Origin of the sequence: Streptomyces enissocaesilis, assembly GCF_039533765.1 — a bacterium.
Lineage (GTDB): Bacteria > Actinomycetota > Actinomycetes > Streptomycetales > Streptomycetaceae > Streptomyces > Streptomyces enissocaesilis.
In genome coordinates, this window is the sequence record NZ_BAAAUD010000013.1 from 261,940 (window position 1) to 285,930 (window position 23,991).

The 23,991-nt window shown below is 73.8% G+C and carries 19 protein-coding genes and 3 pseudogenes; 10 read left to right on the plus strand and 12 right to left on the minus strand.

Features of this window, described 5'->3' with window-relative positions; genetic code table 11:
• Positions 1-59 precede the first annotated feature (59 nt).
• Complete coding sequence (gene fabF / locus ABD374_RS06765; RefSeq protein ID WP_344492221.1) at positions 60-1,322, plus strand: beta-ketoacyl-ACP synthase II; 1,263 nt, start codon at positions 60-62, stop codon at positions 1,320-1,322.
• 98 nt (positions 1,323-1,420) lie between these two features.
• Here fabF and ABD374_RS06770 read toward each other — a convergent pair whose 3' ends face one another.
• On the minus strand, positions 1,421-1,915 hold the full coding sequence (locus tag ABD374_RS06770) for a DUF3145 domain-containing protein (RefSeq protein ID WP_344492224.1): 495 nt from the start codon (positions 1,913-1,915) through the stop codon (positions 1,421-1,423).
• A 306-nt stretch (positions 1,916-2,221) separates the two neighbouring features.
• Between ABD374_RS06770 and ABD374_RS06775 the strand changes: the two genes are divergently transcribed.
• From ABD374_RS06775 to ABD374_RS06785, 3 genes are all read left to right on the plus strand, one after another.
• Positions 2,222-3,136 carry an SGNH/GDSL hydrolase family protein gene (locus ABD374_RS06775; RefSeq protein ID WP_344492227.1) on the plus strand — a complete coding sequence of 305 codons (915 nt, stop codon included), beginning with the start codon at positions 2,222-2,224 and terminating at the stop codon, positions 3,134-3,136.
• Between the two features lie 48 nt (positions 3,137-3,184).
• Entirely contained in the window at positions 3,185-4,132 is a 948-nt protein-coding gene (locus tag ABD374_RS06780; RefSeq protein WP_344492230.1) for an aldose epimerase family protein, read from the plus strand.
• Between the two features lie 137 nt (positions 4,133-4,269).
• On the plus strand, positions 4,270-5,589 hold the full coding sequence (locus ABD374_RS06785; protein WP_425577147.1) for a pyroglutamyl-peptidase I: 1,320 nt from the start codon (positions 4,270-4,272) through the stop codon (positions 5,587-5,589).
• Positions 5,590-5,634: 45 nt separating this feature from the next.
• On the opposite strand, the pseudogene ABD374_RS06790 reads toward ABD374_RS06785, so the two are convergent.
• The 3 genes and pseudogenes from ABD374_RS06790 to ABD374_RS06800 form a co-directional block, all read right to left on the minus strand.
• Positions 5,635-5,892 (minus strand): annotated as a pseudogene (locus tag ABD374_RS06790) (LysE family transporter); the annotation flags it as partial.
• 255 nt (positions 5,893-6,147) lie between these two features.
• Positions 6,148-6,942 (minus strand): EI24 domain-containing protein, encoded by a 795-nt coding sequence (locus tag ABD374_RS06795; protein ID WP_344492234.1) that lies wholly within the window; start codon positions 6,940-6,942, stop codon positions 6,148-6,150.
• Positions 6,935-7,436, minus strand: a pseudogene (locus tag ABD374_RS06800) (GNAT family N-acetyltransferase). The gene ABD374_RS06795 and the pseudogene ABD374_RS06800 overlap by 8 nt, the downstream one beginning before the upstream one ends.
• A 320-nt stretch (positions 7,437-7,756) precedes the next feature.
• Between ABD374_RS06800 and ABD374_RS06805 the strand changes: the two are divergent.
• Complete coding sequence (locus tag ABD374_RS06805) at positions 7,757-10,339, plus strand: M14 family zinc carboxypeptidase (protein ID WP_344492237.1); 2,583 nt, start codon at positions 7,757-7,759, stop codon at positions 10,337-10,339.
• Positions 10,340-10,802: 463 nt separating this feature from the next.
• On the opposite strand, the gene ABD374_RS06810 is transcribed toward ABD374_RS06805, so the two are convergent.
• On the minus strand, positions 10,803-11,231 hold the full coding sequence (locus ABD374_RS06810; protein ID WP_344492240.1) for an organic hydroperoxide resistance protein: 429 nt from the start codon (positions 11,229-11,231) through the stop codon (positions 10,803-10,805).
• A 67-nt stretch (positions 11,232-11,298) separates the two neighbouring features.
• Positions 11,299-12,318, minus strand: coding sequence for an NADP-dependent oxidoreductase (locus ABD374_RS06815; RefSeq protein WP_344492243.1), 1,020 nt, complete (start codon positions 12,316-12,318; stop codon positions 11,299-11,301).
• Between the two features lie 91 nt (positions 12,319-12,409).
• Between ABD374_RS06815 and ABD374_RS06820 the strand changes: the two genes are divergently transcribed.
• Positions 12,410-12,832, plus strand: a complete 423-nt coding sequence (locus ABD374_RS06820; RefSeq protein WP_344492247.1) for a MarR family winged helix-turn-helix transcriptional regulator — start codon at positions 12,410-12,412, stop codon at positions 12,830-12,832.
• Between the two features lie 45 nt (positions 12,833-12,877).
• Here ABD374_RS06820 and ABD374_RS06825 read toward each other — a convergent pair whose 3' ends face one another.
• Complete coding sequence (locus ABD374_RS06825) at positions 12,878-13,735, minus strand: SCO2400 family protein (RefSeq protein ID WP_344492249.1); 858 nt, start codon at positions 13,733-13,735, stop codon at positions 12,878-12,880.
• 112 nt (positions 13,736-13,847) lie between these two features.
• On the opposite strand from ABD374_RS06825, the pseudogene ABD374_RS06830 reads away from it, so the two are divergent.
• From ABD374_RS06830 to ABD374_RS06845, 4 genes and pseudogenes are all read left to right on the plus strand, one after another.
• Positions 13,848-14,464 (plus strand): annotated as a pseudogene (locus tag ABD374_RS06830) (hypothetical protein).
• Between the two features lie 146 nt (positions 14,465-14,610).
• Positions 14,611-15,648: a rod shape-determining protein gene (mreB, locus tag ABD374_RS06835; protein ID WP_344492251.1), complete on the plus strand. Its 1,038-nt coding sequence runs from the start codon at positions 14,611-14,613 to the stop codon at positions 15,646-15,648.
• A 43-nt stretch (positions 15,649-15,691) separates the two neighbouring features.
• Entirely contained in the window at positions 15,692-17,272 is a 1,581-nt protein-coding gene (locus ABD374_RS06840; RefSeq protein ID WP_344492254.1) for a sensor histidine kinase, read from the plus strand.
• 152 nt (positions 17,273-17,424) lie between these two features.
• Positions 17,425-18,837 carry an acyl-CoA synthetase gene (locus ABD374_RS06845; protein ID WP_344492456.1) on the plus strand — a complete coding sequence of 471 codons (1,413 nt, stop codon included), beginning with the start codon at positions 17,425-17,427 and terminating at the stop codon, positions 18,835-18,837.
• A 548-nt stretch (positions 18,838-19,385) separates the two neighbouring features.
• On the opposite strand, the gene ABD374_RS06850 is transcribed toward ABD374_RS06845, so the two are convergent.
• From ABD374_RS06850 to ABD374_RS06870, 5 genes are all read right to left on the minus strand, one after another.
• A complete protein-coding gene (locus tag ABD374_RS06850; protein ID WP_344492256.1) occupies positions 19,386-20,234 on the minus strand; it encodes an amidohydrolase family protein in 849 nt (282 codons plus the stop codon).
• A gap of 68 nt (positions 20,235-20,302) precedes the next feature.
• Positions 20,303-20,440 (minus strand): hypothetical protein, encoded by a 138-nt coding sequence (locus tag ABD374_RS06855; RefSeq protein WP_425577148.1) that lies wholly within the window; start codon positions 20,438-20,440, stop codon positions 20,303-20,305.
• A 64-nt stretch (positions 20,441-20,504) separates the two neighbouring features.
• Positions 20,505-21,536 carry an aldo/keto reductase gene (locus ABD374_RS06860; RefSeq protein WP_344492259.1) on the minus strand — a complete coding sequence of 344 codons (1,032 nt, stop codon included), beginning with the start codon at positions 21,534-21,536 and terminating at the stop codon, positions 20,505-20,507.
• Positions 21,533-22,378, minus strand: coding sequence for an SDR family NAD(P)-dependent oxidoreductase (locus ABD374_RS06865; protein WP_344492262.1), 846 nt, complete (start codon positions 22,376-22,378; stop codon positions 21,533-21,535). The genes ABD374_RS06860 and ABD374_RS06865 overlap by 4 nt, the downstream gene beginning before the upstream one ends.
• Complete coding sequence (locus tag ABD374_RS06870) at positions 22,375-23,727, minus strand: enolase C-terminal domain-like protein (RefSeq protein ID WP_344492459.1); 1,353 nt, start codon at positions 23,725-23,727, stop codon at positions 22,375-22,377. Before ABD374_RS06870 ends, ABD374_RS06865 begins: the two co-directional genes overlap by 4 nt.
• Positions 23,728-23,991 lie beyond the last annotated feature (264 nt).

The following is a 23,991-nucleotide window of genomic DNA, read 5'->3' on the forward strand; positions in this document are numbered from 1 at the left end:
CCGCCCGGCGGTGGCGCCGTGAAAATTCAGCACCCTCTACACGTGGAGAAAGAATTCCTGTGAGCCCGACCAATCGCACCGTGGTCGTCACCGGTATCGGCGCAACAACACCGCTGGGTGGCGACGCCGCATCGACCTGGGAAGGTCTGATGGCGGGACGCTCAGGCGTCAAGCCCCTGGAGGGCGAGCGCTTCGCCGACCTTCCCGTCCGTATCGCGGCCCCCGCGGCCGTCGACCCGGGCGACGTACTGCCCCGGCCCCTGGCCCGCAAGCTGGACCGCTCGGCGCAGTTCGCGCTGATCGCGGCCCGCGAGGCGTGGGCCGACGCCGGTTACACCGACAAGGCGGGCGAGGACGACAAGATCCAGCCCAACCGTCTCGGTGCGGTCATCGCCTCCGGCATCGGCGGCGTCATCACCCTGCTCGACCAGTACGACGTGCTGAAGGAGAAGGGCGTACGCCGTGTCTCCCCGCACACCGTGCCCATGCTCATGCCGAACGGCCCCTCCGCCAACGTCGGCCTGGAGGTCAACGCCCAGGCGGGCGTGCACACCCCGGTCTCCGCGTGTGCGTCCGGCGCCGAAGCCATCGGGTACGCCGTCGAGATGATCCGTACCGGCCGCGCCGACGTGGTCGTCGCCGGCGGCACGGAGGCGGCCATCCACCCGCTGCCCATCGCAGCCTTCGCCAACATGATGGCGATGTCCAAGAGCAACGACGAGCCCCAGAAGGCGTCGCGTCCGTACGACACGGGCCGGGACGGCTTCGTCCTCGGCGAGGGCGCGGGGGTCGTCATCCTGGAGTCGGCCGAACACGCGGCCGCGCGGGGCGCCCGGGTGTACTGCGAGGTGGTGGGCCAGGGCCTGTCCGCGGACGCCCACCACATCGCGCAGCCCGAGCCGACCGGCCGCGGCATCGCCGTCGCCATGCAGAACCTGATCGACGACAGCGGGCTCAAGCCGTCCGAGATCGTGCACCTCAACGCACACGCCACCTCGACCCCGCAGGGCGACATCGCGGAGATCAAGGCCCTGCGCCGGGTCCTCGGTGACGACCTCGACCACGTGGCGATCTCCGCCACCAAGTCGATGACCGGTCACCTGCTCGGTGGCGCCGGCGGCATCGAGACCGTCGCGACGGTGCTGGCGCTGTACCACCGGACGGCTCCGCCGACCATCAACGTCGACGACCTGGACGCCGATGTCGACGCGGACATCGTGCGGGACGAGCCGCGCGCGCTGCCCGAGGGGCAGATCGCCGCGATCAACAACTCGTTCGGCTTCGGCGGCCACAACGTGGTGCTGGCCTTCCGTACGGTCTGATCCGGACAGAGCGGCACAGCACAGCAGCACGGCGAAGGCCCTGCCGGGAGCTCGCGAGCTCCCGGCAGGGCCTTCGCCGTGTTCTTCCTGTCGGTCCGTCAGACGACCTGGTGGAGCCAGCGCACGGGGGCGCCCTCGCCCGCGTACCTGAAGGGCTCCAGTTCGTCGTCCCACGGCTTGCCGAGGAGCTTGGCGACCTCGGCCTCCAGGTCGGTCTCGCCGCCGACCGAACGGGCGAGGGCGGCGCGCAGCCGGTCCTCGGGGATCAGGATGTCGCCGTGCATGCCGGTGACGGCGTGGAAGATGCCGAGTCCGGGCGTGGAGCTGTAGCGCTCGCCCTCCGCCGTGGGGGACGGTTCGGCCGTCACTTCGAAGCGCAGCAGATGCCAGCCGCGCAGGGCGGAGGCGAGTTTGGAGGCGGTGCCCGGCTGGGCCTGCCAGGAGAACTCGGCTCTCCAGGTGCCGGGCGAGGCCGGTTGCCTGATCCAGTCGAGATTGACCCGCACACCGAGTACGCCCGCTACTGCCCATTCGACGTGCGGGCACAGCGCGCGCGGTGCGGAGTGAACGTACAGAACTCCACGTGTCGTCACCGGGACCTCCAGTGTGGGACGAGGTTCGCCTTCCCCAGCGGCCTCGCGCCCGTACCGCCTCTTCCCGGTCGGCTCCCGAGGTTGTCAACAGTAAACAGCATCGGGAGTGAATCTCCTGAAAAGGGACAGTATGTGACGTGATGTAATTTGCCAGTGCCCCGGATGGGCGAAGCGCTGCTGGTTCGACGGGGAAAAACTACCGTGCGGCGGCGTCCGGCGGGTGACGTACTGTCGGTCCGGGGTGCCGTACACACGAAGCTTTCACTCGCCAGGGCGCCCGTACGACGCCATGGAGGGGATCACGGGATGCGGAAGGGCCGCCGGGACCGCCGCTCGCGCGCCGCCGTCGCCACCGCGACAGCGGCGCTGCTCGTCCTCCTGGGCGGGCTCGCGGGGTGCGGTGCGGGAAACGGCGCGGACGGGGGCGGCCCGTCGGCGGGGCCGCGGCCCACCCCCCGGCCCACTCCGCTGTGGGACCGCAGCCCGGCGTCCGTCGCCGCCGTCGGGGACTCGATCACGCGCGGTTTCGACGCGTGCGAGGTGCTCGCGGACTGCCCCGAGGTGTCCTGGGCGACGGGTACGGACGCCACGGTGCGCAGCGTGGCGCTGCGGCTGCTCGGCAAGGCGGGTGTGGCGGCGCGCACCTGGAACCACGCCAAGTCGGGGGCGCGGATCGCCGAGCTGCCGGAGCAGATGGCGCGGGCGGCCGCGGACAGGCCGCAGCTGGTGACGGTCATGGTGGGCGCGAACGACGCCTGCCGCGACGACGTGTCGCACATGACGTCGGTGGTCGACTTCCGTAGGTACTTCGAGACCGCGGTGAAGAAGCTGCGCGAGGAACTGCCCACGTCGCAGCTGTACGTGTCGAGCGTGCCGGATCTGAAGCGGCTCTGGTCCCAGGGGCGCGGGAACCCGCTCGGCAAGCAGATCTGGGAGCTGGGCCTCTGCCGGTCGATGCTGGGCTCGCCGGACGCGATGGACGCGGCGGCGGTGGCGCGGCGGGAGGCGGTGCGGGATCGGGTCGTCGCGTACAACGGGGTGCTGAAGGACGTGTGCGGGAAGGACGCGCGCTGCCGGTACGACGGCGGGGCGGTCTTCGAGTACCGGTTCACCGGCGCCCAGTTGAGCCCCTGGGACTGGTTCCACCCGAGCAGGAACGGGCAGGAGCGGCTGGCGGAGATCGCGTACCGCAACATCACGGCCGAGGAACCCCCGGCGTAGACCGTTCGCGCACCTGCCCGCGCGGCCGTTCGCATAGGGTTTCGGATCATGAACGCGGAACTCTTCGGCACGCTCGACGACGGCACGCCCGTCCACCGCTGGGTCCTGGAACGGGACGGGGTGGTGGTGCGCGTCCTGACGTACGGCGGGATCGTCCAGTCGGTGGAAGTGCCGGACCGGGACGGGCGGACGGGCGGTGTGGCGGTCGGGTTCGACCGTCTCGCCGGCTATCTGGAGTGCCCGGGGCCGTACTTCGGGGCGCTGGTCGGCCGGTACGCCAACCGGATCGCGGGCGGGGCCTTCGCGTTGGACGGGCGGACGTACGTCCTGGCGCGCAACAGCGCGTCGAACAGCCTGCACGGCGGCGAACGCGGTTTCGACAAGCGGGTGTGGGACGCGGAGGCGGTGGCCCCGCACGGGGTGCGGCTCTCGCGGGTCAGCCCCGACGGCGAGGAGGGCTTTCCGGGGCGGGTCGAGGTCTCGGCGACGTACACGCTGGAGGAGGGCGGGGCGCTGCGGATCGCCTACCGGGCGGTGACGGACGCGCCGACCGTGGTGAACCTGACGAACCACACGTACTGGAGCCTCGGGGGCGGCCCGTACGAACTGCGGCTCGCGGCCGGGGCGGTGACCGCGGTGGACGGGGACGGGATACCGACCGGGGAGATCCGTCCGGTGGCGGGGTCGCGGTTCGACTTCCGCGCGGCGCGGGTCCTCGGGGACGGGTACGACCACAACTTCGTGCTGGACAAGGGTGTGACCGGTGAGGCCGAGGTGGTGGGTGAGCTGTACGACCCGGGGTCGGGACGGGTGGTGACCGTCGCGACGACCGAGCCGGGGGTGCAGGTGTACACGCCGGACGGGTTCGACGGGGTCGCGCTGGAGACCCAGCACTTCCCCGATTCGCCGAACCGGCCGGAGTTTCCGGCGGTGGTTCTGCGGCCGGGCGAGGTCTTCGCCTCGGCGACGGTGTACGGGTTCGGGGTGCGGGGGTAGGGGGCGGGTGCTCCCGGAGCCGGGGCGGAGATTCTCCGCGCGGCCCTCGAAGTGATCCTCCTGGGACACGAGCCCGCCCCGTAGCGCACGTCACCGGCGTACCGCGATACTTCCGCCACCCGACGGAAGGATCACCCGTGTCCCCGATACGCCCTCGCCACGCGTCGTTCGGCCTCGCCCTCGCCCTCATCACGCTCACGCCTCTCCTCGGGGCGCCGCCCGCCGCGGCGACGGAGCCGGAGGAGGTGGCTCCGGCGACCGTCGAGGAGCGGCGGCTGGAGCGGGCCGCGCCGCAGGAGATCCTGCGGCGCAGCGGATTCGACACCGTGGCGGAGGACTTCGCCCGGACGCTGGGCGAGGCGCGGTCGTACGCCGCTGCCGAGCGGGCCGTCGTACGGCACGGATCGCGGTTGTGGCAGCGGGCCGTGGACCGGGCGCAGGGCCGGGGCCCGGCGGAGTACGAAGGGCGCGAAACGCTTCCCCGGAAGGATGGTGGCGGACGACGGGCCGGTCTGAGCCGGGACGACGACCGGCCGCTGTACTGGGCGCGGCTGGGCATGACGCGCGAACTGCGGCAGTGGCGGGCGCCGTTCGGACTCAGCGGGGCGGCGCGGGCGAAGCTGCTCGACCGGCTGGAGCGGTCGTCGCGGGGCCAGGACACGATCCGCTTCCCGGCGGCAGCGGCATCGGCGGCAGGCAGGGGCAAGGGCATGAAGCGGGTGCTCGTCACCGGCTTCGACCCGTTCACGCTGGACCGGGACGTGCGGATCAGCAACCCGTCGGGCGCGACGGCGCTCGCGCTGGACGGCACGGTGGTACGGACCGCAGCCGGCCCCGCGCGGATCGAGACGGCCGTCTTCCCGGTCCGCTGGCAGGACTTCGCGGACGGCACGGTCGAGCGCACCCTGCGCCCGCACCTGCCGCACCTCGACCTCTTCACCACCGTCAGCCAGGGGCGGGTCGGCCGGATCGACGTCGAGCGCTTCAACGGGGCCTGGCGCGGCGGCTTCCCGGACAACGAGAACGTCTCGCGCACGGAGACCGTTCCGGTGGCCGGCCCCGCCCCGCAGCCGCAGTGGACGGCGACCACGCTCCCGTACCAGGAGATCGCGGCCGCGGACACCGGCCGCTTCCCGGTGTACGACAACACGTCGGTGACCGAGATCCCGGCGGGCGCGACCGCCCCCGTGGTCCGCCCGGACGGCCCGACGGCGGGCTCGACCGCCCGCGCGGGCGGGGGCGGCGACTACCTCTCCAACGAGATCGCGTACCGCGCGACGCTGCTGCGCGACCGCCTGGGGCCGGCCGGCCTGCCCGGCGGACATGTGCACACGCCGGTGCTCCAGTTCGGCGCGGGCAACACCACCGAGGTGACGGACCCCGCGTTCGTACGCAACCGGCTGGACATCGTCGCGCAGGTGCGGGCGATCGTCGCGGTGGCGGCGGGCACGCCGTAGCAAAGGCCCGGGGACGCAGGCTTTCGCCGGGCGGCGGGGCCGGGTTCAGCGGGCGAGGCCCAGGGCGACCCCGAGGCCGGCCAGCGCCGAGCCGATCGCCCGGTTGAGGGCCTTCTGGCGGCGCAGCACGGCCGCGCGCACCCGGGAGTCGGAGAAGAAGAGCGCGACCGCGCCGAACCACCCGAGGTGGGCGGCCGACACGAACAGCCCGTAGCCGGCCTGCTGCCACACGGGCGTGCCGGGCCCGACCACCTGGGTGAAGGTCGAGACGACGAAGAGGGTCGTCTTCGGGTTGAGGACGTTCACTTCCCGGACGTCGCGGAGCGGGCCGCCGCCGACACGTGCCGCGTCTGCCTGGCGAGTTCGCTGTACGGGAAGGGCAACGGCGAGCGGGAGCGCGCCGCCCTATACCCGGCGCGGGCCGGGGACCACGGGCCGCACGTCGTCCTCGTCCCTCGCGTGGGGCGGGCGGGGCCGTACGACGCCTGCGGGCTGAGCGCGGTGTGGGCCCCGACGGTACGGCACCGGACGGGGCGGGCCTCACGCTCGCCGACGTGCCTACGCCGTGGGGGGAGGCGGGACCGCGCCGGCGTGGTCCGCGTCGGCCGACGGCTCCTCCAGCAGGTCCCGCGCCATCAGCGTCGCACCGGCCACCGCGCCCGGCATCAGGAAGACCGCGACCAGCGGCACGAGGAACGCGAGGGTGAGGGGGACGCCGAAGCCGAGGGTGAGCAGGCGGCGGCCGCGCAGCAGGGCGAGGCGCTGCTTCAGCTCGACGCCCCGGCGCTGGAGCGCCACCGCCGCCAGCTCCTCCGCGAGGAAGAACCCGGAGACGCAGAAGCCGATCACGGGGACGGCGGTCTGGCCGACGACGGGGATGAAACCGCAGGCGAAGAGCAGGACGCCGTACAGGACCACCCGGGCCAGGACGCGCACGCTGTCGCGGGCGGAGATCCACAGCTCGCGGACCAGCGGCAGGCCGGACTCGGGGGCGGTGCCGTCGGGGGACACGGAGCGGTCGACGCGCTCGGACAGCTCCTCGTAGAAGGGCTGGCCGACGAGCAGCGTCACGGCGGTGAAGGTGATCACCGCGAGGAACAGCGCGAGGGCGAAGAGCAGGGCGGTCAGCGCGCCGCGGAAGAGACCGAGCCAGGGCGAGCCCCAGTCGTCGGCGAAGGGCGTGGCCCAGGCCGTGAGGTCGTCGGCGCCGTAGCCGAGCCCGATGAGGGCGCCGACGTACAGCACGAAGGTCACCAGACCGGGCAGCAGCCCGAAGCCGTAGGACTTGCCGTGGCGGCCGACCCACCGCTGGCCCTTCATCAAGTAGCCGAAGCCCACCCCGAGATCACGCATGCGAACAGCCTATCCACTGCCCGAGGCGGGCCTCGTACCGCGTACCCGGCCGGCCGTCCAGGTCGATGTCGCCGACCGGGACGAAGCCGTTGCGGGCGAGGACGGCGCGAGGCGGGGTTGTCCGCGGTGGTGGCCGCGGTGAGGACTTCGAGGCCGTAGTCGGTCGCGGCGCGCGTGCGGACCTCCCGCACGGCCGCGGCCGCCAGGCCCCGGCCGGTGGCCCGCTCGGCGACGCGGTAGCCCAGGTCGGCGGCCGCGTCCGTGACGTCGACCAGGTTGACGCGTCCGAGGACGGCGCCCTGCTCGTCGACGAGGAGGTGGAAGTGGCACAGACCGGCTTCCTGCTCGGTGAGGAGGGCGGCGTGGCGGGCCGCGAAGTGGGTGAAGTAGTCGTCGCCCCGGTCGGGCACCGACCGCGCGAAGTAGGCGCGGTTCTCCAGCTCGAAGGCGAGGAGGGCCGGGGCGTGGTCGTCACGCAGTCGCGTCAGGTGCAGGGGTGGGGGGGCAGGGGTGGCATGGGTGGACCGTACAAGGCGTGACTGCGCTCGTCGCTCGCAGGTGGACCGCAGGCAGGTCCGCGCGCAGGTACGGGGGCGGACCGTGCGCGATATCACCGTGGCGGCACGGGGCGACGGGCGCTCCACCCTGTCGCCGTACGACGAGCGGGAGCTTCTGGGCGGCGGGCGGCTCCCGGAGTGCGGCCCCGCCGGCTCGGCGGCCGGGTGCGCACCGCCCTCTTGTTGTTGCGGGATTCAACAGGTAGACCCTGCGTACCGATCATCTCTTATCACTTCCGACACATCCGGAGATACGCATGGGCACAGGCATCCCGAGACCTCTTCTCCTCACCACCGCCGCCGTGACGGGCGCACTCCTGCTCTCCTCCGTACCCGCGGCCGCCCGGCCCGGTCCCCCCGCAGACGGCGGCGGGACCGGGAACGGCGTTCACCGGGAACGGGACGCCGCCGGCCAGGGGCAGGCGGCGCGCACGCCGGCGGGCGCCGCCGCCGCGGCGCTCGACGACCGGGCGTCCTCCGGGCCGCGGCACGACGGCGGGTATCCGCGCCGTACCCGTCTCGCCCCGCCCGCGCCGGATCCGGCCGACAAGTCCATCAAGCTGGGGCTCACGCCGTACCACTCCATCGCCCCGAAACTCAACGCGCTGCAGAAGCTGGGCGACCGGGTCAGCGTCGAGGTCTCCGGGCGGTCCGCCGGCGGGCACGACCTGTACCTGGTGACCGTGACCGCTCCGGAGAGCGACCGCGAGGCCCGCGAGCAGGAGCGGATGCGGGAGCTGATCGAGAACGCGCCGGCCGCCGCCGCCGAGGACCGGCGTATCAAGGCGGATTACAAGGCGCCGGTGTTCATCAACAACAACATCCACGGCAATGAGTGGGAGGGCACGGACGCCGCCCTGAAGCTCATCGAGGAGCTCGCGAGGGCGAAGGACCGCAAGACCGCCGATCTGCTGGCGAAGACCCGTATCTACCTCAACGTGACCGCCAATCCCGACGGGCGGATCGCGGGCACGCGGGCGAACTCCAATGGTTTCGACCTCAATCGGGACTTCGTCACCGCCACCCAGCCCGAGGCGCGCGCGATCCGGCGGATCGCCATCGACAAGCAGCCGGCCGTCATGATCGACCTGCACGGGTACGTCAACGGCACGCTCATCAAGCCGACGACCCCGCCGCACGGCGAGAACTACGAGTACGACCTCTTCCTCAAGAACTCCTACGCCAACGCGCTGGGGATGGAGCGGGCCGTCAACGGCCTCGGCTACACGGTGGAGAAGGACGGCGTCGAACCCGCCGTCATCCCCTTCCGCGACCAGGCGGAGGGCTGGGACGACTGGCCGCCGGTCTTCACACCGCAGTACATGCCGTTCCAGGGCGCGGTCGCGGCGCACACCGTCGAGTTCCCGATGCAGGTCAACAATCGCTCGTACGACACGCTGCCGGTCGCCGAGCTGCGCCGCAGGGCCGCCGTCAACACGGACATCGCGGGCGCGGCGATGCGCGCGACCCTCGACTACACGGCCGGGAAGCGGTCTTCGGTGATCGCCGACCAGATCGAGACGTTCCGGCGCGGCGCGGCGGGCGCGGCGCAGGTGCCGGTGTCGCGGGAGTCCGTTCCGGGCGTGCCCGGGATCGGGCCGGAGGACGTCTACACGACGGACTTCCCCCGGGCGTACGTCGTTCCGGCGGGCCGGGACCAGCGGTCCGCGACGGCCGCGGCCCGGCTCGTCGACCACCTCGTCGCCAATGACGTGAAGGTGGAGCGTGCCCGGCGGGACTTCCGGCTCGGCGGGCGGCCGTACGAGGCGGGGTCGTACGTCGTCGACATGCGCCAGCCCAAGCGTGGGTTGGCCAACGTGATCCTGCACGAGGGGCGGGACATCAGCGCGGACGTCTCGACGATGTACGACATCTCGGGCTGGAGCCTCGGTCTGCTGTGGGGCGCGAGCGTGGAGAAGGTGCACAAGGCCGCTCCGGGCGGTCTCGACGTTCCCGGCCGTACGGTCCGCGCCGCGGCGCCCGCCGGTCACGTCGCTCCGCGCGGCGATCTCCGGCTGCGGCTCGACGACCCCAAGGAGCTCGCCGCGCTCAACTCCCTGCTGAGGGACGGGGTGAAGGTGCGGCGTACGGCCGACGGCAGCGCGCTCGTGCCCGCCCCGGCCCGCGGGAAGGCCGCCGCCCTCGCCGTCCGGTACGGCGTCTCCTTCCACGCCACCAGGGCCAAGGGCGTCGCCCCGCTGCACCGTGCCCGGGTCGCCGCGGCCGTCACGCCCGGCGAGCTGTTCGCGCTGCGCGAGATGGGCTTCGAGGTGCTGCCGGTCTCGACGGCCGCGCTCAACGCGGGCTTCGACTGGTCGCGCGCGGATGTGCTGTTCGTGTCGTCCGGGCTGGAGTACGGGAAGCTGGACGCGGCCGCGCGCGGCGCGCTCGACGCGTTCCTCGCCGGTGGCGGCGGCCTGGTCGGGCGCGGCGCGGCGGGCGCGGCGCTCAACGCCGGAGCCGGTCTGCTGGCGGCGGAGCCGGTCGAGGGCAACGGGGACGCCAACGGCGTCGTCCGGGTCTCCAACGCGGGCGGCGCGGTGTCCGGCGGCGCGCCGGAACACACCTTCGTCTACTCGCCGATGTGGTTCACCGACCTCGGTCCCGGCGTGCGGGTCGAGCAGTCGTACGCCACGGGGAACCCGCTCGTGTCCGGCCACTGGCGCGCGGCCGGGGACGGCGGCGGCCCCCAGGACGCGGCCGGCCGGGCGGCCGTGGTCAGCGGTACGTCGGCGAAGGGCGCGGGAGTCGTGCTCTTCGGTACGGAGCCGCTGTTCCGCGCGCACCCGAAGGGCGCCTTCGCGCAGGTCGGGCGGGCGTTGATCAGTTCGGCGGGCTGAGTCCGGCCCGGAACAACCCCTCGGCGGCGGTTGCCCGATCCCCTGTCACTCAGATGTACGTACATGGAGTCGGGGGGAGCATTCGATGCCGGAGAGGACCGCCGTGCGGGGCACGGTCGCCGAGGGGTTCGAGGGCGTACGGGAGGAGTCCGCCGCCGTACTCGCCGAGGAGCGGCCGGGTCACGCCGACGCCCAGCTGGCCGTTTTCACAGGCGGCCGACCGGTCGTCGACCCGCGCAGCGGGGTCGCGTACGGCTGCACGCGCCGCAGGTTCGCCTTCCCGGGCGGCGCGGCTCCGGAGGACGGGCGGCCGGCGGGGGCGGTCGTGCGGGCGGTCGCAGGTGCGGGGGCGGCCGCGGTCCAGCACTGGCCGGCCGGTCCCCGCCGGGCCACGGCGAAGGGCCGCACCCCTTGTGCGGGGTACGGCCCTTCGGGTCACGCGACGCGACAGACGCGTCCGGGGTCAGACGACCGCCAGCTCGACCTTGATGTTGCCGCGGGTCGCGCTGGAGTAGGGGCACACCTGGTGCGCCTTCTCCAGCAGGTCCTTCGCGGTGGCCTCGTCCACGTTCGGGATGTGCGCGGTGAGCTGGACCTCGAGGCCGAAGCCGCCGTTCCCGTTCGAGCCGATGCCGACCTTCGCGGTCACGGTCGAGCCGGAGATGTCGGCCTTCTCCTTGCGGGCGACCACACCGAGCGCGCCCTGGAAGCAGGCGCTGTAACCGGCGGCGAAGAGCTGCTCCGGGTTGGTGCCGGCGCCGCTGCCGCCCATCTCCTTCGGCGGGTTGACGACCACGTCGAGCTTGCCGTCGTCCGTCGCGACCCGGCCGTCACGGCCGTTCTCGGCGGTGGCGACGGCGGTGTACTTCACGTCTATGTCCTGAATGGTCATGCTGAGGTACTCCTCCTGCTTTGTACGCCGCGACTCGCGCCCACGACCGCGACGGCTGACGCTGAGCCTATCGGGTGAGGGAAACGATCATCTTGCCGGTGTTCTCACCGCGGAGCAGACCGGTGAAGGCGTCGTATCCGTTCTCGATGCCCTCGACGAACGTCTCGCTGTACTTGAGCTCGCCGGAGCGGACCCAGGCCGAGACGTCCTGGGTGAACTGCGGCTGGAGGGCGGCGTGGTCGCCGACCAGGATGCCCTGGAGCCGCAGGCGCTTGCCGATGATGAGCGCCATGTTGCGCGGACCCGGCGTGGGCTCGGTGTCGTTGTACTGCGCGATCATGCCGCAGATGGTGGCCCGGCCGTGCACGTTCAGCGAGCCGATGGCCGCTTCGAGGTGGTCGCCGCCGACGTTGTCGAAGTACACGTCGATGCCGTCGGGCGCGGCCTCGCGCAGCTGCTGGGCGACGGGGCCGTTCTTGTAGTTGAAGGCGGCGTCGAAGCCGAGGTCCTCGACGAGGTGCTTGACCTTCTCGTCGGAACCCGCCGAGCCGATGACGCGCGAGGCGCCCCGCAGCTTCGCCAGCTGGCCGACCTGGCTGCCGACGGCGCCGGCCGCACCGGAGACGAAGACGGTGTCGCCCTCCTTGAAGGAGGCGACCTCGAAGAGGCCCGCGTACGCGGTGAGGCCCGGCATGCCCAGGACGCCGAGGTAGGCGGAGAGCGGGGCGAGCGCGGCGTCGACCTTGGTCGCGTGCTGCGCGGGGACGTCGGCGTACTCGCGCCAGCCGAGCCCGTGCAGGACGTGGTCGCCCACGGCGAAGCGCTCGTCGGCGGAGGCGACGACCTCGCCGACCGCGCCGCCGTCCATCGGCTGGTCCAGCTTGAACGGCGGGACGTACGACTTCACGTCGTTCATACGGCCGCGCATGTAGGGGTCGACCGAGAAGTAGAGGTTGCGGACCAGGATGCGGCCCTCGCCCGGCTCGGTCACCGGGGCCTCACGCAGTGCGAAGTCCTCGGGCTTGGGCCAGCCGTGCGGGCGGGCGACGAGGTGCCAGGAACGTCCGGTCGTGGGCAGTGCGGTCATGCGGTGCGACCTCCTAGAAAAGCTTCAGGTACTGAAACAACCATGCGCCTGGATATTTAATGTTGTCAAGTAAGTGGGTACGATGGAGCACATGCCCCCTCGTGCAGACCATCTGACCCGCGAAGTCGTCGAACTCATCGGCGAGGTCGTGGCCCGCTACTACGAGGAGTACGACGAAGCGGCGGCCAAGCACTCGCTCACCGGCGCCCAGGCGCGCGTACTGGGACTGCTCTCCAGCGAGGCGATGCCCATGCGGCGCATCGCCAGAAAGTTGAAGTGCGAGCCGTCGAACGTGACCGGGATCATCGACCGGCTGGAGACCCGCGGCCTGGTGGAACGGAAACCGGACCCCGCCGACCGGCGCGTCAAACTCGCCGCCGCCACCGAGGACGGGCGCCGGACCGCGGCCCTGCTGCGCGACTCGCTGGACTTCGCGCGCGAGCCGCTCGGTGAACTGTCGGACGACGAGCGCACCACACTGCGGGACCTGCTGAAGCGGATGCTCGGGGGCTGACCCCGGGCCTCTTCGCTCACCCGCCGCCGTCGCCGTCCGGCCTGCTCAGGTGCACCACCACAGGAACCGGTCGCAGGTCTCGGTCGGCGTGGGTTCCGGTGTCGGCTGGGGGGCGGGACCGGAGTCCGGGCCCGGTCCCGGGTTCGCGGACGTCGCCGGCGGCGGGGCCTGCGAGGCGGGCGGCGCGGGCGCGGACGGCGCGCCGGCCCCGGTCTCCGACGGCGCGCCGCCGGTCTGCGAATCCAGAACCGTCGCGGTGCCGGAGCTGGTGGCGGTGGCGGTGCCGCTGGGGCTGTCGGTGCCCGTGGCTTTCGCCGAGGGGGACTTCGACGCCTCGGCGGACGGCGAGCCCCTGTCCGAAGCCGAAGCCGAGGCGGTACGTACCGCCGCCGACGGATCCGCCCCCGTGTCCCCCACGCCGCCGCCGGTCCGGGCCGGCTGCCCGCCCGGGCCCTCCCCGCCCGCACCCCCGCCCTCGCCCTCGCCGTCACCCTGCACGGCCCCGGACGCCAGGCCCTCGCCCACGGACTCCGTGGCGAGCTCGGCCAGGCTCAGCACGCCCCCGGCCAGCACCAGGCCCATGCAGACGAGAACCGTCTTGCGACCTCGGCGCCGGTGCGCCCGGCGGGCGCTGCGGGCACGCCTGGTGGCGGTACGCCGGGCGGCGCGGCCGGGGGCCGCAGGACCCTCGGGGCCTCCGGGCCCCGACGGCGCCGCGGGCACGGCGGGCTCGGCAGGCGCGGCCGGCTCGGCGAGTCCTTGGTGACTGGCGTCACCGTGCCGGACGTCGTGTTCCGACGGCGCCCCGGGCGCGGTGTGACCGAGTTCACCGGCGGGGGCTCCGCAGCCGGCACAGGCCAGAGCGCCGTTGAGGTGCCTGCGGCAGGAGTAGCAGTAATCCATGGCGCCCGCAGGCTACGTTCTCCGAGGTCAAAATCGGAGACCGCACCTGTGAGGATCCTGTGTGGAGTCCCGCGTTCCACGGCGTGTCAGCGGGGCGGGGCAGGATGGACGTATGCATACGGGCACACACCCCTTCGGACCGCTCGGACCGCTCGGCTTCCAGCTGGTGCTGTTGCGCCGGATGGCCGACCACCAGCCGGGCCTGGTCGAGGACGCCCGCCGGGAGCTCGGAGCGACGCCCGCGGAGATGCGCGAGGTCAATCGCCGCTGGCAGGGTGGGGCCCCTCCCATGCCCTTAAGGCCATGGGGGAGGTGCGCTCACCCCGGGCGCGCGGCACCGCGGCGCGCTACCGCTCGGTGCTCGGGCCGCCCGAGACGTCCGTACGCCGCAGGGTCGGCGACCTGGAGTGCGACGCCCTGGCCCGGCCGGTGCCGCTCTGGCCCGGCCTGCGCTTCGAGGTGCTGACCGCGCCGGGCGGTGCCGTGTGGAACGCATGGCTGGTCCGCGCCCCCGACGCCCCGGCGCCCGAGCTGCGCACGGCCGGTGATCTGCGTCCCTGGTCGTGCACCGTCGACGAGGCGGCCCGCGCCTTCCCGCCGGCTCGCCCGATGGAGGGAACGGCGCCCACGCGGTGGCGGATCGGGCTGGCGCCGCCCGACGGGAAGGCGTGCGTCGCGGAGTTCACCTGGGGTTTGTTGCAGCACGTGGGGTTTCCTGACGCACCGTGAGGCCGGGCCGCCCGGATCCTGGCACGGCGTCAGCTCGTACGCCCGACCGGCTCATCCCAGCGCGCGCACGGCCACCGGCGCCCGCACGATGCGAAGCAGGACCGGCGCCCGTCGGTCCGTCAGTGCTCTCGGGAGAAGAACCTGCCGTGACCGTCAGTCTTGAGCAGTTGCGCCGTTGCCATATCGCCGTCGACCTCGGGGCCGCCAGGACCCGCGTGTATGTCAAGGGCTGCGGGCTTGTCGTCGACGAGCCGAGTGTGGCCGCCGTGAACACCCGCAGCGGCGCCCTCATCGCCGTCGGCACCTTCGCCGAGCAGATGACGGGCCGTACGCCGGACTACATCCGTGTCGTACGGCCCGTGTCCGGCGGCACCGTCGTCGACATCGAGATGGCCCAACGCATGCTGCGCCACCTCCTCGGGGAGAAGCTGCGGCGTCAGCTCCGCCGCAAGCCGCGGCTGCGCGCCGCCGCCTGCACGCCGCACGACAGCGACCCGCTCGCCCAGCGCGCGGCCGTCGAGACCCTGATCGGGCTCGGTGCGCGCCGCGTCGAGCTGGTCGACACCCTCATCGCCGCCGCCGTCGGCTGCGGGCTGCCCGTGGAACAGCCTTCGGCCACCATGATCATGATGTGCGGGGCGGCCGCCACCCAGGTCGCGGTGCTCTCGCTCGGCTCGATCGTCACCGCCGAGCGCATGCCCGTCGGCGGCAACGCCATCGACCACGCGGTGCTCCAGTACCTGCGTCAGCAACACCAGCTGATGCTGCCGAGCCAGTCCGTACGCCCCCTCCAGCTGGCCCTGCGGGGCAACGGTCTGAACTCGCGGGGCCCCGCCTCCACCGAGATCCACGGCCGGGACGTGGTCACGGGCCTCGCCCGTTCCGTGCAGGTCGACACCGCCGCCGTGCGCCAGGCCATCCACGCTCCCCTCACCGCCGTGCTCGACGGGCTCGGGAAGGTGCTGCGCGACTGCCCGCCCGACCTGGTGGCCGACCTGGCCGAGCGCGGGATCATGATGGTCGGCGGCAGCGCGCTGCTGCCGGGCCTCGACCAGATGCTGCGGGACGCGACGGGCATGCCGGTGCACATCGCGGAACGGCCCGACGTCTGCTCCGTGCTCGGGCTCGGGGCGATGCTCGAAGGCAGGATCCATCCGATGGTCCTCCAGCCGATCAGGAACTGAGGAGGTACGGGGAGGTACGGGAAGGCGGGAGGACGAGGTGCCCATGGACCCGGAGAACGGCGCACGCGTGGCGCCCCGGCTGCCGATGCTGCTGGAGGCCGTGCTGAACGTCGGCTCCGATCTCGATCTGCGTGCCACGCTCCAGCACATCGTGGACACCGCCACGGAGCTGGCCGGGGCCCGGTACGGCGCGCTCGGGGTGGTCGATCCCGAGCGCGGCACCGTCACGGAGCTCTACACCTCGGGCGCCGACGACGAGGCGCGGGAGCGCGTCGGCCGGCTGCCGGACGGGCACACCGGCCTGATCGGCCACCTCGTCCAGGACCCGCGGCCGCTGCTCGTCCCCGACCTGTCCGCCGACCCGCGCGCGGCGGGGCTGCCGCCGGGGCACCCCGCCATGCGTTCCTTCGTCGGGGTCCCGGTCCGGGTCGGCGCCGAGGTCTTCGGCAACCTCTACCTGACCGAGAAGCGGGGGGCGGCCGGTTTCACCACGGACGACCTGGCACTGCTGCGGGTGCTCGCCTCGCAGGCGGGCATCGCGATCGGCAACGCGCGGCTGTACGAGACGGCCCGCCGGCGGGAGCGCTGGATCGAGGGCGCCGCCGCCTGCACCACCGCCCTGCTCACCGGCGAGAGCGCCGAGGACGCGCTGATGACCGTGGCCGAGCAGGCCCGTGTCCTCGCCGACGCCTCGGCGGGCGTGGTCCTCCAGCCCACCGCCGAGGGCGGCATGGAGATCGTCGCGGCCTCGACGCCCGACGACCCCGCCGACCTGCTCGGCGCCGTCATCGGGCCCGGCAGTCCCGTCCTGGAGCAACTGCTCGGCGGGGAGCCGGTGTTCGTCGAGGACTCGGCGACCGACGAGCGCATGACCACGCACGTACGGGACCGCTTCGGACCGAGCATGATGCTGCCGCTCCAGAGCGGCGGCAGGCTGATCGGCACGCTCGCCCTGCCGAGGCGGCGCGGCGGCCCCCCGTACACGGCCGCCGACCGGCTGCTCGCCTCGCAGTTCGCCTCGCAGGCGGCGCTCGCGCTCGTCCTGGCGGACAGCGGGCACGACCGGGAGCGGCTGGCGGTGTTCGAGGACCGCGACCGGATCGCGCGCGACCTGCACGACCTCGTCGTACAGCGGCTGTTCGCCACCGAGATGATGCTGGAGTCCACCCGGCGGCGGGCCTCCGCCGCGCCGGACGCGCCACCGGACCTGGACGGGCTGCTCGGCACCGCCGTCGACGAGCTGGACTCCACCATCCAGGAGGTACGGACCACCATCTTCGCGCTGCAACAGCCCCCGGCGGACGCGCCCGCCGGCTTCCGGGGCCGGGTCCTGCGCGAGACGGCCGGCGCCGCCGCGCTGCTGGGTTTCCAGCCGTCGGTGCACTTCACGGGCGCGGTGGACGCCCTGGTGCGCGAACCGGTGGACCGGCGGCTGCTGACGGCGCTGCGCGGCGCGCTCGCGGCGGCGCACCGGCGGGCGGGGGTCACGGCGGTCGGGGTGGAGGTCGACGCGAAGGCGCGGATGCCGGACGGGCGGCCCGGCGTACGGCTGACGGTGACCGACGACGGGGCGACCGGGAACGGGCGGCACGGTACGACGGTCACCTGGCAGGCACCGCTGTGACGCACGGGCGTGCGGCTCACGGGTGTGACGCACGGGCGTGGCCCACAGGTACGACGCACCGCTGTGACGTACGGGGGTGACGCACGGGCTGCGGTCGCCGGAGGGGGAGCCGTAGGGTCGGCCGCATGGCTGCCTCCCCTCCCTCCTCCCCCGTGTCCCCCCTGTTCCCCGCGCTGCGCCTGCGCTCGGACCGGCCCGCGCTGCGGTTCGGCGACCGCACGCTGACGTACGCCGGACTCGCCCGTGCCGCCGGTGACCTGGCCGCCCGGATCGCGGGCGCCGGGCGGGTGGCCGTCTGGGCCACCCCGAGTCCGGAGACGGCGGTGGGCGTGGTCGCGGCGCTGCTGGCGGGGGTGCCCGCGGTGCCGCTCAACCCCAGGACCGGAGAGCGGGAGCTGGCGCACATCGTGGCGGACAGCGCGCCGACGGCGGTGCTGGCCGCGCCCGGCGCCGGACTTCCCCCGGCGCTGGGGAAGCTGGAACGTATCGACGTCCCGGTGGCGGGCGGTGCGCCGGGGCCGCTGCCCGACGAGCCGCCGCCGGGCTCCCCCGCGCTGGTCGTCTACACGTCGGGGACGACCGGGCCGCCCAAGGGCGCCGTCCTGCCGCGCCGCGCGATCGCCGCGACGCTGGACGCGCTGGAGGACGCGTGGGCGTGGACGGCCGACGACGTGCTGGTGCACGGGCTGCCGCTGTTCCACGTGCACGGGCTGATCCTGGGGGTCCTCGGGCCGCTGCGGCGCGGCGGCGAGGTGCGGCACCTGGGCGGGTTCGACGTGCGGGGCGTCGCGCGGGAGCTTTCGGCGGGCGCGACGATGTTCTTCGGCGTACCGACGATGTACCACCGGCTGGCCGAAGCGCTCGACGACGACCGGGAGCTGGCGAAGGCCCTGGCCGGGGCCCGGCTGCTGGTGTCGGGGTCGGCGCCGCTGCCCGAGCGCGACCACCGGCGGATCACGGCGGCGACGGGGCGTGCGGTGATCGAGCGGTACGGCATGACCGAGACCCTGATGAACACGTCGGTACGGGCCGACGGCGAGGCCCGCCCCGGGACGGTCGGGCTGCCGCTGGCCGGTGTCGAACTGCGGCTGGTGGACGAGGCGGACGGCATCGGCGAGATCCAGGTGCGCGGGCCGAACCTGTTCACGGAGTACCTGAACCGCCCGGACGCGACGGCCGCCGCCTTCGACGGGTCCTGGTTCCGTACGGGCGACCTGGCGACCAGGGACGCCGACGGCTACGTACGGATCGTCGGACGCAAGGCCACCGACCTCATCAAGAGCGGCGGCTACAAGATCGGCGCGGGCGAGGTGGAGAACGCGCTGCTGGAGCATCCGGGGGTGGCGGAGGCCGCCGTCACGGGTGAGCCGGACGAGGATCTGGGCGAGCGGATCGTGGCGTGGATCGTGCCGGCGGATCCCCAGTCGCCGCCGTCCGGCGCGGAGCTGGCGTCCCATGTGGCGGATCTGCTGGCCCCGCACAAGCGGCCGCGCGCGGTCCGGCTGCTGGAGTCCCTGCCGCGCAACGACATGGGCAAGATCATGAAGCGGGCGCTCGGCGGCTAGGCGGGGTCCGGCCGGACCGCCCTCGACTCCGCGGTCACCCTGCTCGGCCCGGCCACGGCCTTCGGCACGGTCCGGCCCGTCGTCCTCCTGGTCGCGGGCGGCCACGGACCGCTGACCGCCCTCACCCTCCTGGCCCGGCCGCCGGCCTGGGGCGCGTACCGCGCGTCCCTCCGAGCGGCGACCGCCTACGGCCGGGAGGCCGCCGTCGTCTTCGACCTCCACCGCCACGAACTGCCGCGCCGTCCGGAGCTCGGGGTCACGCGGGAACCCGCCGCGGAGCGCGCCGGATGGGGGACGACCTCACCCAGTTCTACCTGCGCGGCCTGCCGCTCCCACCGGTCCTCAGGTCACCAGCGGCAGCTGAAGCGCGGCGCCGGGCGACGGGGCGGGCGGCCGCTCGGTGCGCTACCTCCGGGGCCGGGACCGGGGCGGCAGAAGGCGCGCGCATCCTCACGCGCCACCCGGCAGGCCCCGGCGACGTGGCACCGACCACGGCCCACCCCGCCACGCGGGATCGCTTGACGACAGCCTCCGGGAGGCACCCCGCCCTACCGCCCGAGCCCGTACGTCCGCCCGGCCGTCCCGGCGAAGACGTCGGCCCGCTCCCCCTCCGCCAGCCCGGCGGTCAGCTCCCGCGCCGCCGCGAGGACACCGGCGTACGACGACGCCAGCTCGCACACCGGCCAGTCGGAGCCGAACATCAGCCGGTCCGGGCCGAACGCGTCGAGCACCGTGCCGGCGTACGGGCGCAGGTCCTCCACGGTCCAGGCCGCCCGGTCCGCCTCGGTGACCAGGCCCGACAGCTTGCACACGGTGTTGGGCAGTGCGGCGAGGCGCCGTACGTCCGAAGCCCACGGCTCCAGCTCGCCGGACGCGACCGGCGGCTTGCCCGCGTGGTCGAGGACGAAGCGGAGCCCGGGGTGCGCCGCCGCGGCCTGCGCGGCGGCGGGGAGCTGGCCCGGCAGGACCACCAGGTCGTAGACGAGTCCGGCGGCGGCGACCGCTTCGAGACCGCGGTGGACGTCGTGGCGCAGCAGCCACTCGGGGTCCGGTTCGCCCTGCACCTGGTGGCGGATGCCCACGAGGCGGTCGCCGCCCGGCAGTGCGCGGAGACCGGCGAGCGCGTCGGCGACCCCGGGCGCGGTGAGGTCGGTCCAGCCGACGACGCCCGCCACGAGGTCGCTCGTGGCGGCGAGCGCCAGGAACTCCGGGGTCTCCTGTGCCACCGTGACCGTCTGGACGAGTACGGTCGCCCGGACTCCGGCGGCGGCGGCCCGCGGGGCGAGATGCCCGATGAGGAAGTCGCGGCGCAGTGGGGCCAGTTCGGGGCCGGTGATCCAGTCCTGGTCGCGTACGGACAGGTCCCAGACGTGGTGGTGGGCATCGACGATGCCCACAGCTGACCCATCGGTCCCAGCGTTCCCAGGGGTCCCAAGAGTCTTGAGCGTCCCAGAAACCACAGCGATCACAGCTCCCGGACGGCCGGGAAGCCGGCTCCGGCGGCGCGGACGGCCGCCGTCAGTTCGTCCGGGGCCTCGCGGTGCGCCTGCTCGTGCTCCTCGACGCGGTCGGTACGGACCCGTGTGCGCAGGACGGCTCTCATCAAGGCTCCTCGGAGACGGCGGGCACTGCGGGGGCGGGCGGGCCGGGTGCGGCGAGGCCGGTTCTCAGGGCCGCCCGGCTTCCGCCGGGACCGGTACGCCCGCCCCCAGCAGGCCCTCCGCGCACAGTTCCTCCCACATCCGCGCGGGCACCCGTCTCGCGAACATGGCGACCGCGTCCACCACTTCGGCCGCCGACCGCATACCGACCAGCACACTCGCCACCGCCGCCCCGCCGAAGGGGAAGCGCAGGGCGGCGGCGCGCAGCGGGACGCCGTGGCGCTCGGCGACGGCCTTGGCGCGCAGGGCGCGGCCGAGGAGGTCCATCGGCGCGGGGGCGTAGTCGTACGTCGCGCCGGGGCGCGGGTCGGCCAGCAGGCCGGAGTTGAAGACGCCCCCGACGACGACGCTTTTGCCGCGGGCGGCGGCTTCGGGGAGCAGCTCACCGGCCGCGCGCTGGTCGAGGAGGGTGTGGCGCCCCGCGCACAGCACGGCGTCGACATCGGTGTCGCGGAGGAAGCGGGTGAGCATCCCGGTCTGGTTCATGCCGGCGCCGATCGCCCGTACGGTCCCTTCGGCGCGCAGCCGTTCCAGCGCCGGGTATCCCTCACGGAACGCCTGCTCGGCGTGGTCGTCGGGGTCGTGGAGGTAGACGACGTCGATCCGGTCCAGGCCGAGCCGGCGGAGGCTGTCCTCGACGGAACGCCGGACGCCGTCACCGCTGAAGTCCCAGACGCGGCGGTGCGTGGCGGGTACGGCGAAACCTGCGTCCGGACCGACGGAGCCGACGGACCCGCCGGAACCGTCCGCCGCCTCCAGCAACCGCCCCACCTTGGTGGAGAGGGTGTACGTGTCGCGGGGGCGGTCGCGCAGGGCGTCGCCGAGGCGCCGCTCGGAGAGCCCGAGGCCGTAGTGGGGTGCGGTGTCGAAGTAACGGATGCCCGCGTCCCAGGCGGCGTCGACCGCCGAGGCGGCGTCCTCGTCGGTGACGGGGGTGAAGAGATTGCCGAGGGCGGCCGCCCCGAAGGACAGCGCGGTGACGGGCACCCCGCTGCGCCCGAGCGTGGCGACGTCCCCCGGGTTCGCCGGCGTACTCACCGGCCCACCGGATCTGCCGGATCCGTCAGACCTGCCGGACCTGCCGGACCTGCCGGACCTGCCGGACCTGCCGGACCTGCCGGGCGCGGGCGCAGGCCCTGCATCCCCCCGTCGACCGCGAGCGCGGTGCCGGTGACGGAGGCCGCGGCGGGGCTCGCCAGGTAGGCGATGGCGGCGGCCACCTCCCCGGCAGTGACCAGGCGGCCCATGGGCTGGCGGGCGTCGAGGGCGGCGCGTTCGGCCTCCGGGTCGTCGGCGGCGGCCAGGAGGCGGCCGACCCAGGGGGTGTCGGCCGTGCCCGGGTTCACGCAGTTGACGCGTATCCCTTCCCGTACGTGGTCGGCGGCCATGGCGAGGGTCAGGGACAGCACCGCCCCCTTGCTGGCGCTGTAGAGCGCGCGCTGCGGGAGCCCGGCGGTCGCGGCAATCGAGCAGGTGTTGACGATCGCGGCGTGCGCGGACCGCCGCAGGCGCGGCAGCGCGGCGCGGGAGGTGCGGGCCATGCCGAGGACGTTGACGTCCAGGACGCGGTGCCACTGCGCGTCGTCGTTGTCCTCGACCGTGCCGACGGCGCCGATGCCCGCGTTGTTGACCAGGATGTCGAGCCGCCCGCCGAGCCGGTCCACCGCCGCGGCGACCCCTTCCCGTACGGACGCGTCGTCCGAGACGTCGGCCTTGATGCCGAGCAGTGGCGCCCGCGCACCGGACGGGTCGAGGTCGAGTACGGCGACATCGGCTCCGCGTGCGGCGAGCAGGCACGCGGTGGCGTGGCCGATGCCGGAGGCACCGCCGGTCACCAGGGCCTTCAGCCCGTCGAGGCGAATCGGATCGGTCTCGCTCATACGGCGGCCTCCTCGGCGGCGGCAGCAGCAACAGCGGCGTCGGCGGCCCAGAACGAGCCGCCCGGATAGGTGAACTCGGCGATGGACTCAGGACGCATCGTGGCCGAGAAGCCCGGTGCGTCCGGTGCCGCGTAGCGTCCGCCCCGCACCACCACGGGGTCGGTGAAGTGCTCGTGGAGGTGGTCGACGTACTCGATGACCCGGTTCTCGGTGGTCCCCGTGAGCGCGACGTAGTCGAACATCGACAGGTGCTGCACCAGCTCGCACAGCCCGACGCCGCCCGCGTGCGGGCACACCGGCACCCCGAACGCCGCGGCGAGCAGCAGGATCGCCAGGTTCTCGTTGACCCCGCCGACCCGCGCCGCGTCGATCTGGAGCACGTCGACGGCCCCGGCCTGGAGGAGCTGCTTGAAGACGATGCGGTTCTGTACGTGCTCGCCGGTGGCGACCCTCACCGGCGCCACCGCCCTGCGGATCTCGGCGTGCCCGAGAATGTCGTCGGGGCTGGTCGGCTCCTCGATCCAGTACGGGTCGAACTCCGCCAGCGCCCGCGTCCACTCGACGGCCTCGCCGATGTTCCACCGCTGGTTGGCGTCGACGGCGATGCGGATGCCGGGGCCGACGGCGGCGCGCGCGGCCCGCATCCGCCGGACGTCGTCCGCCAGGTCCGCGCCGACCTTCAGCTTGATCTGGGTGAAGCCGTCGGCGACGGCCTCCCGCGCCAGCCGGGTCAGCTTCTCGTCGGAGTGGCCGAGCCAGCCGGGCGAGGTGGTGTACCCGGGGTATCCGTCCGCGCGCAGCAGCGCCTCCCGTTCGCCGCGCCCGCCCCGGCCCCGCCGCAGGAGCCCCAGTGCGTCCTCGGCGCTGAGTACGTCGGCGATGTAGCGGAAGTCGACCTGCGAGACGAGCCATTCGGGTTCGGCGTCGGCCAGGAACTTCCACAGCGGTTTGCCCGCCCGCTTGGCGGCCAGGTCCCAGGCGGCGTTGACCACCGCCCCGATCGCCATGTGCATCACGCCCTTCTCCGGGCCGAGCCAGCGCAGCTGGCTGTCCCCGGTCAGGTCCCGGGCGAGCGTGCCGGGGTCCGCGCACAGTGCGTCGGCCGGCCGGCCGACGAGGTGCGGGCGCAGGGCCTCGACGGCCGCGACCTGGACGTCGTTGCCGCGCCCGATGGTGAAGGTGAAGCCGTGCCCCTCGTGCCCGTCCGCCGCGTCGGTGCGCAGCACCACGTAGGCGGCGGAGTAGTCGGGGTCGGGGTTCATGGCGTCGGAGCCGTCGAGCTCGCGCGAGGTGGGGAATCTGATGTCGTACGTGTCGACGGCGGTGATGCGGGGGCCTGCTCCGGTCACGGTCACGCAGGGCTGCCTCTCACGCTCGGGCGAAGGCCCGGCGCCGGCCGCCGGGTTCGAACGCCATGTGCGGGCCGGGGGGCTCGCCGGGTCGACGGAGTCCCATGACCTTGTCCTCCGGTGGCCCGGTGCCTCGGTGGCTCGGTGGATCGGTCCTGGCCCTGTCGGTCGTGACGCGCGCGATCATGAGGACGACGAGGAGGCAGGATGCCCCCACCTTCCCGCCGCCGCCTCCCCCTCCCCCGGTGCCGCCCGCGCGCGCGC

Coding starts and splice junctions, on each gene's coding strand:
- ABD374_RS06780 (WP_344492230.1), top strand. CDS start 3,185: ATGAACGCGGAACTCTTCGGCACGCTCGACGACGGCACGCCCGTCCAC.
- ABD374_RS06775 (WP_344492227.1), top strand. CDS start 2,222: ATGCGGAAGGGCCGCCGGGACCGCCGCTCGCGCGCCGCCGTCGCCACC.
- ABD374_RS06815 (WP_344492243.1), bottom strand. CDS start 12,318: ATGACCGCACTGCCCACGACCGGACGTTCCTGGCACCTCGTCGCCCGC.
- ABD374_RS06820 (WP_344492247.1), top strand. CDS start 12,410: ATGCCCCCTCGTGCAGACCATCTGACCCGCGAAGTCGTCGAACTCATC.
- ABD374_RS06810 (WP_344492240.1), bottom strand. CDS start 11,231: ATGACCATTCAGGACATAGACGTGAAGTACACCGCCGTCGCCACCGCC.
- ABD374_RS06855 (WP_425577148.1), bottom strand. CDS start 20,440: ATGAGAGCCGTCCTGCGCACACGGGTCCGTACCGACCGCGTCGAGGAG.
- ABD374_RS06795 (WP_344492234.1), bottom strand. CDS start 6,942: ATGCGTGATCTCGGGGTGGGCTTCGGCTACTTGATGAAGGGCCAGCGG.
- ABD374_RS06865 (WP_344492262.1), bottom strand. CDS start 22,378: ATGAGCGAGACCGATCCGATTCGCCTCGACGGGCTGAAGGCCCTGGTG.
- ABD374_RS06805 (WP_344492237.1), top strand. CDS start 7,757: ATGGGCACAGGCATCCCGAGACCTCTTCTCCTCACCACCGCCGCCGTG.
- ABD374_RS06825 (WP_344492249.1), bottom strand. CDS start 13,735: ATGGATTACTGCTACTCCTGCCGCAGGCACCTCAACGGCGCTCTGGCC.
- ABD374_RS06840 (WP_344492254.1), top strand. CDS start 15,692: ATGGACCCGGAGAACGGCGCACGCGTGGCGCCCCGGCTGCCGATGCTG.